At 72.3% G+C, this 16,191-nt stretch carries 12 protein-coding genes; all 12 read right to left on the bottom strand.

What is annotated here, in order from left to right:
• Nucleotides 1-176 precede the first annotated feature (176 nt).
• Nucleotides 177-1,478 carry an iron uptake transporter deferrochelatase/peroxidase subunit gene (gene efeB, locus B0E53_RS11070; RefSeq protein ID WP_246835340.1) on the bottom strand — a complete coding sequence of 434 codons (1,302 nt, stop codon included), beginning with the start codon at nucleotides 1,476-1,478 and terminating at the stop codon, nucleotides 177-179.
• 23 nt (nucleotides 1,479-1,501) lie between these two features.
• On the bottom strand, nucleotides 1,502-2,632 hold the full coding sequence (gene efeO, locus B0E53_RS11065) for an iron uptake system protein EfeO (protein WP_107075963.1): 1,131 nt from the start codon (nucleotides 2,630-2,632) through the stop codon (nucleotides 1,502-1,504).
• A 26-nt stretch (nucleotides 2,633-2,658) separates the two neighbouring features.
• Nucleotides 2,659-3,528: an iron uptake transporter permease EfeU gene (efeU, locus tag B0E53_RS11060; protein WP_107075962.1), complete on the bottom strand. Its 870-nt coding sequence runs from the start codon at nucleotides 3,526-3,528 to the stop codon at nucleotides 2,659-2,661.
• Nucleotides 3,529-3,740: 212 nt separating this feature from the next.
• On the bottom strand, nucleotides 3,741-5,240 hold the full coding sequence (gene ahcY / locus B0E53_RS11055; protein ID WP_107075961.1) for an adenosylhomocysteinase: 1,500 nt from the start codon (nucleotides 5,238-5,240) through the stop codon (nucleotides 3,741-3,743).
• A 311-nt stretch (nucleotides 5,241-5,551) separates the two neighbouring features.
• A complete protein-coding gene (gene manA / locus B0E53_RS11050; RefSeq protein ID WP_107075960.1) occupies nucleotides 5,552-6,703 on the bottom strand; it encodes a mannose-6-phosphate isomerase, class I in 1,152 nt (383 codons plus the stop codon).
• 2 nt (nucleotides 6,704-6,705) lie between these two features.
• Entirely contained in the window at nucleotides 6,706-7,719 is a 1,014-nt protein-coding gene (locus B0E53_RS11045; RefSeq protein ID WP_107075959.1) for a cation diffusion facilitator family transporter, read from the bottom strand.
• Between the two features lie 108 nt (nucleotides 7,720-7,827).
• Entirely contained in the window at nucleotides 7,828-9,024 is a 1,197-nt protein-coding gene (locus B0E53_RS11040; protein ID WP_107075958.1) for an SIS domain-containing protein, read from the bottom strand.
• The gene (locus B0E53_RS11035) at nucleotides 9,021-9,233 is read right to left on the bottom strand and encodes a Trm112 family protein (RefSeq protein ID WP_107075957.1); all 213 of its coding nucleotides are present in this window, start codon (nucleotides 9,231-9,233) and stop codon (nucleotides 9,021-9,023) included. The genes B0E53_RS11040 and B0E53_RS11035 overlap by 4 nt, the downstream gene beginning before the upstream one ends.
• A 141-nt stretch (nucleotides 9,234-9,374) precedes the next feature.
• Nucleotides 9,375-10,238: a hypothetical protein gene (locus tag B0E53_RS11030; RefSeq protein ID WP_246835339.1), complete on the bottom strand. Its 864-nt coding sequence runs from the start codon at nucleotides 10,236-10,238 to the stop codon at nucleotides 9,375-9,377.
• Nucleotides 10,239-10,608: 370 nt separating this feature from the next.
• Complete coding sequence (gene nfi, locus B0E53_RS11025; protein WP_107075956.1) at nucleotides 10,609-11,340, bottom strand: deoxyribonuclease V; 732 nt, start codon at nucleotides 11,338-11,340, stop codon at nucleotides 10,609-10,611.
• An 89-nt stretch (nucleotides 11,341-11,429) separates the two neighbouring features.
• Nucleotides 11,430-11,873: a hypothetical protein gene (locus B0E53_RS11020; protein WP_107075955.1), complete on the bottom strand. Its 444-nt coding sequence runs from the start codon at nucleotides 11,871-11,873 to the stop codon at nucleotides 11,430-11,432.
• Nucleotides 11,870-16,174: a toxin glutamine deamidase domain-containing protein gene (locus B0E53_RS11015; RefSeq protein WP_246835341.1), complete on the bottom strand. Its 4,305-nt coding sequence runs from the start codon at nucleotides 16,172-16,174 to the stop codon at nucleotides 11,870-11,872. Before B0E53_RS11015 ends, B0E53_RS11020 begins: the two co-directional genes overlap by 4 nt.
• Between the last annotated feature and the right edge of the window lie 17 nt (nucleotides 16,175-16,191).

Genomic DNA, 16,191 nt, shown 5'->3' with positions numbered 1-16,191 from the left:
ACCGGCTGGGTCGGGCCCGGGCGGTCACCGCCGCGCTCTGGCCGGAGCTGGCCCCCGCGCCGGCCAGCCCGGCGCCGGCCACCCTGCGGCCCGCCGTGCCCACCCGCGCCGTCCCCACCCAGCCCGATCCGGTACGCGGACAGCCCACCTCGGTCCGCGCCGAGCGCTGACGCCGGTCAGGAGAACAGTTCCCGGCCCCACCAGTCGGCGGCGTCGCGGACGCCGGGCGGGCAGGCGAACAGGCCGCTGGAGACGTGCCGCAGGTATTCGTTCATGGCGTCGTTGCGGGCCAGCCGGGTCTGGATCGGCACGAACTGCTTGCGCGGGTCCCGCTGGTAGGCGATGAAGAAGAGCCCGGCGTCGAGCCGGCCCAGCCCGTCCGAGCCGTCCACGAAGTTGTAGCCGCGGCGCAGCAGGCGGGCGCCGTCGTTCTGGTCCGGGTGGGCGAGCCGGACGTGCGACGTCTCGGCGATCACCGGCTCGCCGTCGTCGCCCTTGGCGGCGAAGTCCGGCTCGTCGAACTCGGCGCGCTTGCCGAGCGGCGCGCCGCTGCCCTTGGTCCGGCCGACGATCATCTCCTGCTCGGCCAGCGGGCTGCGGTCCCAGGTCTCGACCAGCATCCGGATCTTGCGGGTGACCAGGTAGGACCCGCCGGCCATCCAGGCCGGGCCGTCGCCGGGCTGGGCCCAGAGCTGCTCGCGGAGCAGGTCGGTGTCCTCGGCCTTGAGGTTGGCGGTGCCGTCCTTGAAGCCGAACAGGTTGCGCGGGGTGGCCTGCCCCCGCGACGTCGACGAGGTACGGCCGAAGCCGAGCTGGGACCAGCGGACGCTGACCACGCCCATGCCGATCCGGGCCAGGTTGCGGATGGCGTGCACCGCCACCTGCGGGTCGTTGGCGCACGCCTGGACGCAGATGTCGCCGCCGGAGAGTTCCGGCTTGAGCGCGTCCCCGGCGAAGTGCGGCAGGTCGGCCAGGGCGGCGGGCCGCTTGTCGGCGATGCCGAACCGGTCCCTGCCCTGGGCGTCGCGGAACAGCGTCGGGCCGAAGCCGACGGTGATGGTGAGCTGCGACGGGGGCAGCCCGAGCGCCTCGCCGGTGTCGTCCGGCGGGGCCTCCGGCACGCCGTCGACAGCGCCGATCAGGCCGGCGTCCTTGCCGGCGGTCATCCGGGCCGCGGCGGCGCTCCACTCCTGGAGCAGCGCGACCAGCCGGGCCCGGTCCTTGGTGATCACGTCGAACGCGACGAAGTGCAGCCGGTCCTGGGCCGGGGTGGTGATGCCGGCCTGGTGCTCACCGTGGAACGGGACCGCGCCGGCGGCCGTCTCGGTGGCCGAGGCCTGGTCGCCGCCGCCGAACAGCGCGCCCGCGCCGACCGCCACCCCGGCGACGCCGGCCACGCCGGCCCCGGCCAGGGTGATGGCCCGGCGCCGGGACACCCCGGTCCCGCGGGTCGTCTCGTCGGGGTTCGGCTCGCTCATCACGTCACCTCCGGACCCGGTCGTCATCGGGCGACGACCGCGGCAACCTTGCTGATCGGCTCGGCCAGGGCGTTGATGCGGTCCGAGAGTTCCTTGAGCTCGGCCTTGCTGAGCTGGGTGTGCAGCTTCCAGCCGTCACCGGCGCGGTGCTTGCCGAGGGTGGCCTCGACGTTGGCGAACTCGGTGTCGAGCTGCTTGACCAGGTCGGGCGAGCGCTGCTCCAGGGCGGGGCGCAGCGCGGCGATGGCCGCCTTCGAGCCCTCCAGGTTGGCGTTGAAGTCCCAGAGGTCGGTGTGCGAGTACCGCTCCTCCTCGCCGGTGATCTTGCCGCTGGCGACCTCGTCGAGGAGCGCCTTGGCGCCGTTGGCGAGCTGGAGCGGCGTGAGCTTCTCGGCGTTGGCCTTGGCCACGATCGCCTTGACGTCGACGAGGAGCTGGTCGGCGATGGCGCCGTCCTTGCTGACGTCGCCGGTGGTCCACAGGTCCTTCTCGATCCGGTGGAAGCCGGTGAACGGCATGCCCTCCTCGACGACCTCCTCGCGGCCGTCGATCTTCGGGTCGAGGTCGCCGAAGCTCTCCGCGACCGGCTCGATCCGCTCCCAGTAGGTGCGGGTCACCGGGTACAGGTCCTTGGCCCTGGCCACGTCGTTGGCCTTGACCGCGGCCACGAACTCCTCAGTCTTGGTGAGCAGCGCGGCGGTCTGGCTCTGCACGTAGCGCTGGTAGCTGGCGGTGGCCTGGCCGAGCGCGGCGTCGGGCGCGACGGTCGCGGCGGTGCCGCTGACCTTCAGGGCGCCCCGGATGCCGCGGCCGCTCATGCCGGGCTTGCAGGCGGTCTCGTACGTGCCGGCGGGCAGTTCGACGCGGAGCTCGCGGCTCAGGCCGGGGGCGATGTTCTCCACCTCGCCCATCACCCGGTCGCCGGCGGCGTAGACGTAGAACTCGTTGACCTTGGACCCGGAGTTGGTCACCTTGAAGGTCACCTGCCCGGCCTCGATCTCGGTGGCGCCGACCTCGCAGGCGCTGTCGGTGGCCTTGACGGCGATCGGGCCGCCGGCCTTGGCGTCGGAGTCGTCACCGCCCCCGCAACCGGCCAGCCCGGCGACGGCGAGCACCCCGGCGGCGGCGGGCACGACGAATCGAGTGGTACGCATCGGTGGTGTCTCCTCGAAAGGGCGGATCAGGCGCGCTGCGAAGCGGCGGCGGGGACGTCGGCAGCCGGTTTGGCCGGGGCGGCCGGCGTCGCCGGCTTACGCAGGAAGAGCAGGAGCACCGGCACGGCATATGCCACCCAGGCCACCATCTCCAGCACGCTCGGCGTGGGCGTGATGTTGAACATGCCGCTGAGCAGGGTCGCGTACCAGGTGCTCGGGTCGAGCGCCGCAGAGATGTCGAATGCGTGCTGGTTCAGGCCGGGCAGCACGCCGGCCTCCTGGAAGTCGTGCACGCCGTACTTGAAGATGCCGGCGGCGACAAGGATCAGCAGCGCGCCGGTCCAGGTGAAGAATTTGCTGAGGTTGAGCCTGAGGGCGCTGCGGTAGAGCAGAAACCCGAGCACCACGGCGGTGACGATGCCACCGACGAGTGCGAGCATGGCGTCGCGGACGGTGTCGCCGGCCGTGCTCTTCGCGGCGGAGTAGAAGATCAGCGCGGTCTCCAGGCCCTCCCGGATGACCGCGAGGAAGGCCATGCCGGTTACCGCGATCGCACCGACGGCGAGCGCCTCGGAGAGTTTGCCCCGCAATTCACCGGCGATGCTCCGGGCGGCCTTGCGCATCCAGAAGATCATCCAGGTGACGAAGACGACGGCCGCCACGGAGGTGACGGCGTCGAAGAGCTCCCGCGACTCCGAGGTCTGGAGCAACGAGGTCGAGGTGTACTCGATCAGCCAGCCGAAGAGCACCGACAGCGTCACGGCCGCGCCGACCCCGAGCCACACGTGTGGCAGCCGGTTGCGGCGGTTCGACTTCACGAGGAAGGCGACCAGGATGCTGACCACGAGGGTCGCTTCCAGGCCCTCCCGCAGGCCGATCAGGTAGGTGGCGAACATCGGTACTCCGTAGTCGGTAAGGCACGCCTCAGTTAACTTAGGGCAGCCATACCTTCCTCCTCCTCCGGCCCCGCCGTCAAGTCGTTCATGGCCACGTCACCCGGACCGTCGACAGCCCGACACCCGCAGATCACCGCGGCTTTCCGCCGCGTACGCGAAGGGGACCGGGACGGCCGCGCGGCGGCCGGCCCCGGTCCCCTCCGGGCGTGAACTCAGTAGCGGTAGTGCTCCGGCTTGAACGGGCCCTCCGGGGACACACCCAGGTAGGCGGCCTGCTCCTTGGTGAGGGTGCTCAGCTTGGCGCCGAGCGCGCCCAGGTGCAGCCGGGCGACCTTCTCGTCCAGGTGCTTGGGGAGCACGTAGACGCCGACCGGGTACTCGTCGGTCTTGGTGAAGAGCTCGATCTGGGCGATGGTCTGGTTGGCGAACGAGTTCGACATCACAAAGCTCGGGTGGCCGGTGGCGTTGCCCAGGTTCAGCAGGCGGCCCTCGGAGAGCACGATGATGGCGTGGCCGTCCTCGAACCGCCACACGTCCACCTGCGGCTTGATGTTCTCCCGGGTCACGTCGGAGCGCTTCGCCAGGCCGGCCATGTCGATCTCGTTGTCGAAGTGGCCGATGTTGCCGACGATGGCCTGGTGCTTCATCCGGGCCATGTGCTCGTGCGTGATGACGTTGAAGCAGCCGGTCGCGGTGATGAAGATGTCGGCCTGCTCGACCACGTCGTCCAGGGTGGCCACCTGGTAGCCGTCCATCGCCGCCTGGAGGGCGCAGATCGGGTCGACCTCGGTCACCACGACCCGGGCACCCTGGCCGCGCAGCGACTCGGCGCAGCCCTTGCCCACGTCGCCGTAGCCCATGACGACGGCCATCTTGCCGCCGATCAGCACGTCGGTGGCGCGGTTGATGCCGTCGATGAGCGAATGGCGGCAGCCGTACTTGTTGTCGAACTTGCTCTTGGTCACCGAGTCGTTGACGTTGATGGCCGGGAAGAGCAGGGTGCCGGCGCGGTGCATCTCGTAGAGCCGGTGCACGCCGGTGGTGGTCTCCTCGGTCACGCCCTTGATGCCGGCGGCGATCCGGGTCCAGCGCTGGCCGTCCTCGGCGAGCGAGCGGTGCAGCAGCTGGAGGATGACCGCGTACTCCTCGGAGTCGGCGGACTCGACCGGCGGCACGACGCCGGCCTTCTCGAACTCGGCGCCCTTGTGCACGAGCAGGGTGGCGTCGCCGCCGTCGTCGAGGATCATGTTCGGGCCCTGCCCGTCGGGCCAGGTGAGCACCTGCTCGGTGCACCACCAGTACTCCTCCAGGCTCTCGCCCTTCCAGGCGTAGACCGGGACGCCGGCCGGGGCCTCGGGGGTCCCGTCCGGGCCGACGACGATCGCGGCGGCGGCGTGGTCCTGGGTGGAGAAGATGTTGCAGGACGCCCAGCGGACCTGCGCGCCGAGCGCGACCAGGGTCTCGATCAGGACGGCGGTCTGGATGGTCATGTGCAGCGAGCCGGTGATGCGGGCACCGGCGAGCGGCTGGGCCTCGGCGAACTCACGGCGGATCGCCATGAGGCCGGGCATCTCGTGCTCGGCGAGCCGGATCTCCTTACGCCCGAACGCGGCGAGCGACAGATCCGCCACCTTGTAGTCGCCCTCGGCGAGGGTGCTCGGCCGGGCTCCGGACGACGCGCCACGGGGGGCCGCCGGGAGGGTGCTGGTCATGGAAGCTCCTGTCGAACGAAGACTGCGCAGCCTTCCACCTTACGCGCGTGGACTTCTTCTCCCCTGCCCGGTTGGCCGACGGGGCGGCGCCCGGTCGGCGGACAGCGCACGGGGCGGTCGGTCGTGAACGGACTTTCCGCTCACGGCCCGGCCGCCCCGTGCATCCCCCCGGTTTGGTTCCCCCGCGCGTTACCGGACCTTCGTCGCGACAACGCTGCGTACCCATAGAGTCACACCGCGTCAGGAGCGCGTCAAGCCATTTCGGGAAAGTCGGACTTGGGGCGGCCTGAGTCGCCGCGCAGTGCTCCCGGTCAGCGCAGGCCGGAGGTGGCGACGAACGCCTCGCCGGCCCCGTCGAGCACGAGCGGGCCGCCGGCCGCGGTGCCGATCGCCGCCTGGCCGGCCGCCAGGGTGACCGTCCCCACCCCGTCGGCCACGGTGACCTCCCCGGCGCGGCAGAGCACCACCCGCGGGCCGGGGAGGTCCAGCCGCGCCGCCGGACCGCCGGGAGCCACCTCGACCCGGTGCAGCGCGAAGTCGTCCACCGGCACCAGCCAGGTCACCACCCCGGGCGCCACCGGCTCCGGCCGGACCACCGGCTCGTCGAGCACCTCGAACCGCAGCACCCGCAGCAGCTCGTCCACGTCCACCCGCTTCGGGGTGAGCCCGCCGCGCAGCACGTTGTCGCTGGCCGCCATGATCTCCACGCCGGTGCCCCGCAGGTAGGCGTGCAGGTTGCCGGCCGGCATCCAGATCGCCTCGCCCGGCGCCAGCCGGACGTGGTGCAGCAGCAACGCCACCACCACACCCGGGTCGGCCGGGTAGTGGACCGCCAGCGCCCGGGCCAGCCCGGCGTCCGGCCCGGCGACCTCCGCCGCCAGCACGTCCGCCACCAGCCCGGCCCGCTCCGCCGCCGGCCAGCTCAACAGCAGGCGTACGGCCTCCCGCAGCCCCTCCGGCCCGGTACGCAGCGCCGCCACCACCGGCTCCAGCGCGGGTACGCCGAACGCCGCGATCGCCGCCGCCGACTCGGCCGGGTCCCGGAACCCGCAGAGCGCCTCGAACTCCGAGAGCGCGACCAGCAGCTCCGGCTTGTGGTACGGGTCGACGTAGTTGACCCGACCGGTGTCGGCGGCGTACCCGGCCCGGGCCTGCTCGGCGTCCGGGTGGGCCTGGAGGCTCAGCGGGGCGTCCGCCGCCAGCACCTTCAACAGGAACGGCAGCCGGGTGCCGAACCGGCCGACCAGGCGCTCGCCCAGCCAGTGCACCGGCTCGGCGACCAGCAGCTCGGTGAGACTCACCGGGTTGCCGTCCCGGTCCACGGTGGCCGGGCCGCCCGGGTGGGCGCCCAGCCACAGCTCGGCCTCCGGCCCGGCGCTCGGCACCGCACGCCCCTGCAACTCGGCGATCGCGGTGCGGGAGCCCCAGGCGTAGTCCCGTATCCGGCCCTGCAACAGCTCCACGGTCAGCTCCCTGGCCGTCCGGCCACCTCGTCGCCGCCGGTGTCGGCGTCCGGCTGCGGGACGGCGGTGTGCGCCGCCTGCCCGGTGCCCGCCCGGTCCGCCGCCGCACTGTAGATGTCCGGCTCCAGGTAGATGACCCGGGCGACCGGCACGGCGGCGCGGATCCGCGCCTCGACGGCGTTGATGCCGCGGGCCAGTTCCTCGGCGCTCTCGCAGGCCCGCACCGCGATCTTCGCGGCCACCATCAGCTCCTCCGGGCCCAGGTAGAGCGTCTTCATGTGGATGATCCGCTCGACCTCGGGCCCCTCGGTCACAGCCCGCTCGATCTTCGCCAGGTCGTGGCGCTCCGCGCCCTCACCGAGCAGCAGGCTCTTCGTCTCGATGGCCAGCGTGATTGCGATGAGCACCAGCAGCACGCCGATCATCCCGGTGCCGGCGGCGTCCCAGATGCCGTCGCCGGTGATCAGCGTCATTCCCACGCCGAAGAGCGCGAAGACCAGACCGACCAGGGCGCCGAAGTCCTCCAGCAGCACCACCGGCAGCTCCGGGGCCTTGGCCCGGCGGATGAACCGTACCCAGGACTGGTTGCCCCGGATGTGGTTGGACTCGTTGATGGCGGTCCGGAACGAGAAGCTCTCCATGCCGATGGCGATCACCAGGACGGCCACCGGGACCCACTGCCAGCTGGTGATCGGCTCCGGGTGCTGCGCCTTGTGGTACGCCTCGTAGAGCGCGAAGAGGCCGCCGACGCTGAACAGCACGATCGCCACGATGAACGCGTAGATGTAGCGCTCCCGGCCGTAGCCGAACGGGTGCTCCGGGGTGGCCTCCCGCTTGGCCCGCCGGCCGCCCAGCAGCAGCAGGCCCTGGTTGCCGGAGTCGGCGACCGAGTGGATCGACTCGGCCAGCATCGACGAGGAGCCGGTCAGCAGGAACGCGACGAACTTGGTGACGGCGATGCCGACATTGGCCGCCAGCGCGGCGATGATCGCCTTCGTCCCGCCGTTGGCGCTCACGCCGCCGCCCCGCTTCGCTCCCCGGCGGCGCGAGGCGCCGCGCTGCTGAGCCCGGTGGTGAGCCCGCTCCGCTCGCTCACGCTTCTCCCCGCCCGATGCCGCACGTGCTCACTGGTTCGCCAGCTCCTTCATCTCGGTGATGGCCGGTACGGCCATCGGGTCCAGTCCGTGTGCCAGGGCGAGGTAGACCGAGGCGAAGTCCGGGACGGCCATCAGCGAGGCGAGCCGCTCCAGCGCGGAGCCGCCCTCGGCGGTCACCACGTCGCAGCGCACCCCGCGCTGCTCGGCGAGGGTCTGCACCGCGTCCGCGCGGCGCTCCTCCACTGCCAGCGGCTCGTCGGTGTCGTCCTCGGCGTTGAGGCCGCCGTCGCGCAGCAGCACCAGCCGCAGCCGGGTGGCGTCGCCATCGGTCTCGCCGGGGTCGGCGAAGATGTCCCGCTGTCCCTCGACCAGGCCGCCGAAGACGCCGTCGAGCAGCCCGACCCGGCCCCGGCCGGCCTCGCCCAGCGCCCCGGTGACCACCGGGTAGCGGGCGTTCGCGGAGAGCGTGTCACCGAACCGGCGGGCCGCCACGGTGGCCAGCGGCGACGAGCCCCAGACGATCGGGATCGACCCGGACAGGCCCAGGGCCAGCGACTTCGCCGGGTTGACGAAGGACTCGGCGGTGGGCCGGCACCGGTCGGCGTCGGCGTCCAGCCGGGCCGCGGTCTCAGCCAGGTCCGCCTCGTTCACCTTCACGAGCCCGAGCGTACGGGCGGCGAGCAGGACGGGCACGGTGAGCGCCCAGAGGCTGGCCCGGGCCGGGGCGCGCCGGGGCACCGGGATGAACGGCGCCCGGGCCCGCTCGGCCACCGACTGGAGCTGCGAGTCCGGCGCGCCGACGGCGACCAGGCGGGCGCCCCGCCGGTGCGCGGCCTCGGCGGCGCCCAGCGCCTCGGGGCTGCGGCCGGAGGCGCTCACCGCGATGACCACGTCGGCCGCGCCCACCCAGCCCGGCACGCCGGCGCTGCGGTGCGGGATCACCGGCACCGGGCAGCGCGGCCCGGCGACCGTGGCCAGCACGTCCCCGGTCCGCCCGGCGGTGCCGATGCCCGCGATGACCACCGCGCGCGGGCGGCCCTCGTCGGCGAGCACGGTCAGGTTCGCCTCGGCGGCCAGCGCCGCCGACTCCCGGACCTGCGCGCCCGCGGCGGCGGTGAAGCGCAGCATCCCGCCCGGGTCCTGCTCGGCCAGCCGGTCCGGATCGTCCAGCAATGACTCGTCGGCGTGCCGGTGGCCGCTGACTCCGGCCGTACCCTCCATCATCGCGACGACCCCGAGCCGCCGCGCGCGTCGCCCGCGGCGGGGCCGCCGCGCGCCTCGTCGAGCAGCAGCACCGGGACGTCGTCCCGGACCTCGAAGATCCGACCGCACTCGGTGCAGGTCAGCGTCTGGGCCTGCGGGTCGTAGTCGAGCGGTGCGTGGTGCGTGTCCGGGCAGGCGAGGATCTCGAGCAACTGCGGGTCCAGGGCCACGGAGCGGCTCCTTCCACGTATGCGGTCTCACCGGTCGGCGGTGCCGTCCGGCGCACGCGATCTTATCGGCGAACCGGCGCGGGCACCGTGCCACATCTCGGCACCGAGCGGCCGGTGCGCGGCGACCCGATCAGGTCGCCGTCACCCATCGTCACCGTAACCCCGGCGACCGGCCGGGTCCCCGTTCAGCGGGGCATGCGGGGCAGCACAGTGGTGGCGTCGCCGCCCGCGGCGGCCGGCGGCTCGCCGTCCGGCCCGTCGGCCGCGGGGGCGCCGTAGACGTTCCCGGCCGGGCGGGGCGCCGGGGCGGCCGGTTGCTGCCCGTACACCTGACCGGCAGGCGCGCCCGAACGGTAGGTCGTGCTGCTGCGCGGCAGCGGGACCGGCGGCCGGGTCGAGGGCGGCGGCCACCGCCGAGGCGGTGTCGGCCTCGGCCGGCGTGGTCGCGACGGCGCTCGGGGTGGGGGTCGGTGAGGGCTTGCGGGACGGCGTCGGGCTGGGGCTGGCGGTGCGCTCCGCGCCCACCACCCGGGCCGCGGTGGCGGACCGGCCGAGTACCCGGCCGTTCGCGGCGCTCGCCTCGCCGGCCACGGCCAACCGCCCGCCGGCCGTGCCGGCCAGGAAGGTCACCCGGTAGCGGACCGTGATCCCCTTGCCCTTGCACAGGGCCGGGTCGGCGGGTGAGGTCTGCGCCGTGGCGACCGCGCCGCCACCGCCGGAGACCGGCACCGGCACCCACCGGCCGCCGGTGGCCACCTGCACCTGGACCTGGTCCGCCCGCAGACCGTCGAGCCGGAGCCCGAGCGCGGTCCGAAGCAGTACGCAGCCCTCGGTGCGCTTGCGCACCTCGACCGCCACCGTGCCCGCCGAGCCACCGGCCGTGAAGCTGCTCGCCGAGCGCACCTCCACCCGGTCGTCGGCGGCCAGCGCCGGGGATGCCGCGCCGGCCACCAGGCCGCCCAGCATCGCGCCGACCGTGGCCCACCGCGCCGCGTGCCGCCTCACCGACATCTCCACCTCACCGTTTCCACCCCGGACGGGATCCGCCGGTCAGGTTACTACCGGGCCGGAGGGGCACCCGCCCATTGAGCACTCCGCATGTGTGCCGCGACACCCCGGGGCACCGCACCATCCTCGCCGCAGCCCGGCCCGCCCGCATGATCACTTCCAGCCCTCGCGGCGGGGTCCCCGTTGCCCGGCGGTCGTGGTGGGCCGATGACGCGGCAGGAGATCTTGGACACCTACCGTTCGTCACGAACGGCAACTGTCCAAGATTCACATCGGCGCGCGCGGCAAGGTCGACGCCTGCCGTGCGGCGACCCGACCGTCAGGTGCGCGGTCGGGTCGCCGTTGCGGGCGGTGCGGCCGCTGGCCGTCAGGCGCTCGCCGCCGGGTCGCCGTTGCCGGCCGGTGCGGCGGCTCGGCGGTCAGCGTCGGCGAGCGCACGGCGGCAGAGCCGGTCGGCCGTGCGGGTGGTCTCCGGCAGCCGATAGTGAGGCGTCAACGCCAGCACCCGGTCGACCGCGTTGTCCAGGCTCATCCGGTGCCCGACGCTGACGAAGACCGGCTTCACCCCGTCCCGGGTCCGCAGTACGCGGCCCACCACCTCACCGCCGTCTCGCAGCGGTGTCCAGGCGCCCCGCTGCGGCGCAGGCTCATCCCAGACCCCGACCAGCGGCGTCTTTCCCACCCCGATCGCCGGCAGCCCGGTCACCAGCCCGAGGTGGCAGGCCAGCCCGAACCGGCGCGGATGCGCCAGCCCGTGCCCGTCGCAGACCAGCAGGTCGGGCCGGACGGCCAACCGCTCCAGCGCCGCCAGCAACGCCGGCAGCTCACGGAAGGCGAACAGCCCCGGCACGTAGTCGAACGCCGGCCGGCCCACGCTCACCGCCTCGTCGACCACGGCGAGGGTCGCCGCGTCCAGCACCGTGACGGCCGCTGCCAGTCGGTCATCACTCTCCGCGTAGGCGACGTCCAGCCCGGCCACCGTCGCGGGCGCGGTCGGTCCCGGCCCGACCAGGTCGACCCGGGACCGCAACTCCTCCTGTACGCGCAGCGCCTCCGCCACGTCCGCCGGTGGCCGGTAGGGCACTCCCCCGCCCGTCATGGCCGGCCGGTCCCGATGCTGGTGTGCGCGTCAGACATGCTCAGAGCTTCGCGCTTGGATCGGCGGTCACCGAGGCGTTTCTGGCGGCATCAGGAGGCGGCTGTGGCGATGGTGGGGTCGGCGCCGGGGTCGCCGGCCTGCTTAAGCTGCTCCTCGAACATCACGAAAGTCCGCCGCCGGATACCGGTGATCAGCGCCTGCTCTTCAAGCGTCGGGTAGCGTCGCTCACGGCCCAAGGTCTCCTCGATGGCCCTCACAGTCTCGTAGAGAGCAAAGACCGGTCCTTCACCACGGAGGTAGCGGCCACGGTCGTGCTCTGTGAGCTGAACGAACTCCTCGCGCGATAGCTCGTTGACCTCGTCGCCGCCAACGAAGAGCACCTTGTCGATCAGGTTGTTCGCGGCCTTCCAGCCACCTGTGTCCTTGGACAGCCGCCATCCAGCAACGCCGCCGTCGTCGGTCTCGACCAGTTTCAGAGGAGATTCGTAGTAGTTAAAGAATTTCGGCAGGACCAAGCCTCTCTCCTGGCTCATCGCGGTGGCACCTCCCCGATCGTCCCATTCAGTGCTTGCCAATAGATGTCCTGCGCCCGTCGCAACAATCCGTCCCGGATAGCTCGCTCACCTTCGGTCAATGGTCGGTCGTCAGCTTCGGAGATCACCTCAAGATCACGCCGAACCTCGTACAGGGCATGCTCCCACTCCGCGACGTCGTCCAGCGAAGCCAGTTGCAGCCGAAGCTCCGCAACATGGCCGTTGGACATGCGGAGGTTCAACAGCACGTCGCGATAGCCACTCTGCTGCGGTTTGAGGAATCGATCCTTGATATGGACGATCACCACCTCCGGGTCGGCGGCCAGTCGCGCCAAGGCTCGGTAGATGTCATCGAGTCTGTGGAACTGCACCTTGGCGCCCGCCAGATCCTTCAGCTCGGACGCGTCATTCTCGTACTCCACGAGCTTGTCCAGAACCCGTTCCCTGCTCTTGGGCTCTGTTCTCCAGGCGGGTTGTCCATCGTCGCCGGCTACAGCGATGGCAAGTTCGGTTAGTTCCCGTTGCGCCATAGTTGCATCGACATAGAGCTGATCGACGTAGGCGAGCCGGTAGGTCTCGTCATCACGCCGGGAGTTGTCAAAACCCAGTTGCACGTTCGATTGTCCGCGGCTCGCGATCGCAGCAGTGATCCGGCGCTCATGCTCGGTCACGGGCGTGGGTAATGGCTTCGTCGTCTGCGGTGTGATCACAGCGCCGGGCCCACGCGCTGCGATGTCGTTCAGGACGTCGCCCAGCACGTTGATCGCCTCTTGGTGGTTGGCCAGGTGGTGGAGGGTGACCGGGCGGGCGATCAGCGAGTTGGCGAGTTCCGGGGTCGACAGGATCATGCGAACCAGGTCGGGCCGCTGCGCGAGCTGCCGTACCAGGGTCTCGGCCAGCAGCTCCTCGCCCCTCGGTGGCGCCTCCCAGGTCTGGTCGAGCATCTGCCTGACGCGCGGGTCGGCGAGCAGCCGCGTCAGGTCGTCGGCCGCCGCCGGCTCCAGCTCCGGTACCAGCCGTTGCAGCGTCGGCCCGTCGAGGTGTTGCGCCAGCTCGACCGGCGTCACCCCGGCGGCGAAGACCTCGTCCAGGTTTCCGCTCGCGGCCAGCGCATCCCGGACGTACAGCCCGGCGGCGATCCGGTCGGCGTGCGCGTCGCGATGCGCGTTCCACAGCTGGACCGCATCCGGCTCCGCGTCGGGAGCCCTCGCGGGGAACGAAGTGCCGTCGGGTCGGTGGAAGGTGGTGGATTCGCCGAGCAGGTGGACGTGGTTGAAGTCCGGGGCATTCCCGTCGTCGGGTGGCGGCGGCGGTTCGAGGGGTCGGGGTGGCGCCGGTCGTTCCAGCGGATCGGGCAGGACGTTGTAGTCACCCGGCGGCCGGTCTGCGAGCGGCATCGGCCGGCCGTCGGGGCCGAGCACCAGCGCGTCGACACCCACCACGTTGTGGGGACCCCGGATACCGCAGTGGGAGTAGAGCGGATGGTTGCCGATCCGGCCTGTTTGTGGGTCGAGGTAGAGGACCGTGCCGTTCTGGTTCAGCGCCACCCAGGCGTGTGAGCCGCCACCCTCCAGCGCAGTGATGAGGAAGGCGTAGCTGCCGTGGCCACCCGCCAACAGCTGCGCCTGCAGGTCGCGGTAACCGTCCTCGATCATGTCGCGCGTCTCGGGATCGGGGACGCCCGGCAGGGCAGTAGGGCACAGATTCTGGAACCGACCGCCGGTGATCTCCTCGACCCGGCGAGGTCCGTCCGCCTCGCCGCCCACCGGCTGGCGGACGTCACCCAGCAGATAGCCGTCGAAGGTCCGCGGCGCGGAGACCCGCGGCCGGCCGTGCATCCAGGTCTCGAAGAGCGACAACGTGCAGTCCAGGCAGTTGATGCCCCGGGTGGCGTCGGCGGCGGGTCCACCGTCGTTCGCCAGCCGGAACCATCCGCCCTGGCGGGGATCGGCGGTCCGCACCACACTGCCGTCGGGATTACGCGGCATCTGTCGCTCCAGGTCGGTCTGGTGCAGCGCGAGCGGTGGCCGGAGTCCGCCTCGTACGCCGTACCGGCGGGAGCGGTCGATCGGCGGTGGATGGCCGTGACCGGTGAGGGCCGAGCGGTCCGGGGTCTCCACGGCACCCAGCGCGAGGTCGGCGACATCGTCATTGATCCGGTAGAAGTCGAGGTCGTCCTCGACCATCACCTCGGTCGGCGATACTGAGCCGGCGAGGACCTGTTCGGCCAGCTCGCGCAGGTCGTAGGCCTCCGTGCTGGCTTCGCTAGCGGCCTGTTGCCACCGCTGCGCGAGTAGCTGGTGGCCTGCCTGATGCAGCTGGAACGCCCGCTCACCGTATTCGCCGGCTGCCCGGTGGAATTGGTCGGCTCGGACACGCAGCCATTCCGCCTCCTGCTGCCGCCGGCCTTCGTCGTACCACTGCCGTTGTTCCTGAAGATTGCGTTCGTAGCGAAGTCTCTCCAGGGTTTCCCGGCCGGCTGCCAACCGCGCGGCCTGATCGTCCTGACTGCTCCGACGCGGCGGCGGTAGCGGCTTGAAGGGGCCGGGAAACGTCGGCGGATCAGCCGCAGGACGCTGCGGGGCGAGCGCCTCCAACAGCGGAAATCGGGGACTCGGCGTGGGTCGGGCGTCCGGCCCGGTGGCCGGCGGCGCGGTCACCGGACTGGCAGCCGACGCGACGTGCGAATGCGCCGGTGGACCGGCCACCGGTCCGGGCGGGCTTACGGCACCGATCGCCGAGCGGTCCGGCGGCATCGACACCAGCCCGTTCGATTGGGGAGTAGCGGTGACCTGTGAGCCCACGGCCGTCGCCGCCTGCACCGGCGTCGCCTGATTCGGTGCACCGATGTCGGTCGCCGTCGGAGCGTTGACCGGACCAGGCCTCAGCTCGGTAACGCCGGTTACGGGTGAGCCCGTGACGGGCGCGTCGACGGTCATGGACGAGAGCGTCGGGCTCGCTGAGGCTTCCACCAGCGCTGAGCTCGTCGTCACCTCGGCGCTCGGAGGGCTCGTCGTCACCTCCGCATCCATCCGGTGAGGTGGGGAAGCACCGACGCCGGACGCGGCCTGCCCCACCTCGACGGACGGGAGGTGCACCGGAGCCGGCCCATCGCCGACGAGCGACGACGGAGGGTTCGACGCCGAGGGCGAATCCGCCGTCGCAGGTTGAAGCACCGGTCCGAGGCCGGATTCCCCGAGCGGCGGGGCCGGATCCGGTACTCGCTGGGGAGGGATGAGGCCGGTCGCGTCGCCGGACGGCGGGAGCCCCAGGGCCACCGGCTGCATGGGAAGGCCGGCCAACTTCCCGTCGAGCCGGTGGTGCAGGGCGCTGTCGGCCTGTCCGGTGGCGGAGCCGCTGGCGCCGGAGGCCGCGGCCCGGGCCAGGTCCTCCAGCGACAGGTCCTGACCGGTGGCGAGCCCCGCCGCGCTCTCGGCCAGGGTCTCACCGGCCATCTCCCGGCCGAAGCGCTCACCGATCTGGGCGAACCGCCCGTGCGCGTGCCGCCCGAGGCCGGCCAGCGGCGCCGCCGCACCACCGGCGAAGCCACCGAGCCCCGACATGCCCACGTCGGTCAGGTCCAGGCCGTCCCGGCGGCCGGTCGAGTTCTGGTACGCCTGGGTCGCCAGGCTGGTGCCGGCCTCCTGCCCCGCCTCGACCAGCCCGGCGAGCACAGCCCGGCGGGCGAGCCCGCGCGCACCGCTCTTGACGACTTCCTTCGCGGCCCGTTCGCCGGCCTCCTTCAGCCCTTCCTTCACCGCCTTGCGGGCCAGCTGGGCCACCAGCCGCTTGAAGATCTGCTGCACGACGACCCGACTGGCCGTGATCGCGGCGCCGGCCGCCGGTGAGGCGGCGCCCATCGTCAGCACCGTGGCCACCGCGAGCGAGAGCAGCTCGACGACCAGGATGCCCAGCTCGATCCAGGCCTCCAGCTTGGCGCCCTCGATGTCGCAGCCGCACGAGTCGACCAGCCTGCCCAGCTCGCCGGTGGCCGCCACCAGGACGTGCAGCGGCGCGTCCTCGCCGTCGGCGACCTTGCCCCAGGCCACGTCGAACGCCTGCGCCACCAGGCCGACGCCGCCGTACCCGCTGCGGACCTCGCCAGCGGCGGTGGTGGCGTCGTTCCGCGGGCCGGCCAGGACGTCGGCGACGCCGTACCACTGGTCGGCCAGGTCCCAGACGGCGCGTTCGTTGCCCTCCGGCCACTCGACGCCGACGACCCAGTCCAGCGCCTCATAGATCCAGCCGGGCACGTCCCATGGGCAGTAGTCGAGCGGATGCGGGATCGGGCTGGGCAGCATGCTCACGCGCGGATCCT

Origin of the sequence: Micromonospora sp. MH33 (genome assembly GCF_003013775.1) — a bacterium.
Classification (GTDB): domain Bacteria; phylum Actinomycetota; class Actinomycetes; order Mycobacteriales; family Micromonosporaceae; genus Micromonospora; species Micromonospora fulviviridis.
The sequence above is the reverse complement of the archived record's forward strand: the minus strand, read 5'-3'. Positions and strand labels throughout refer to the sequence as shown.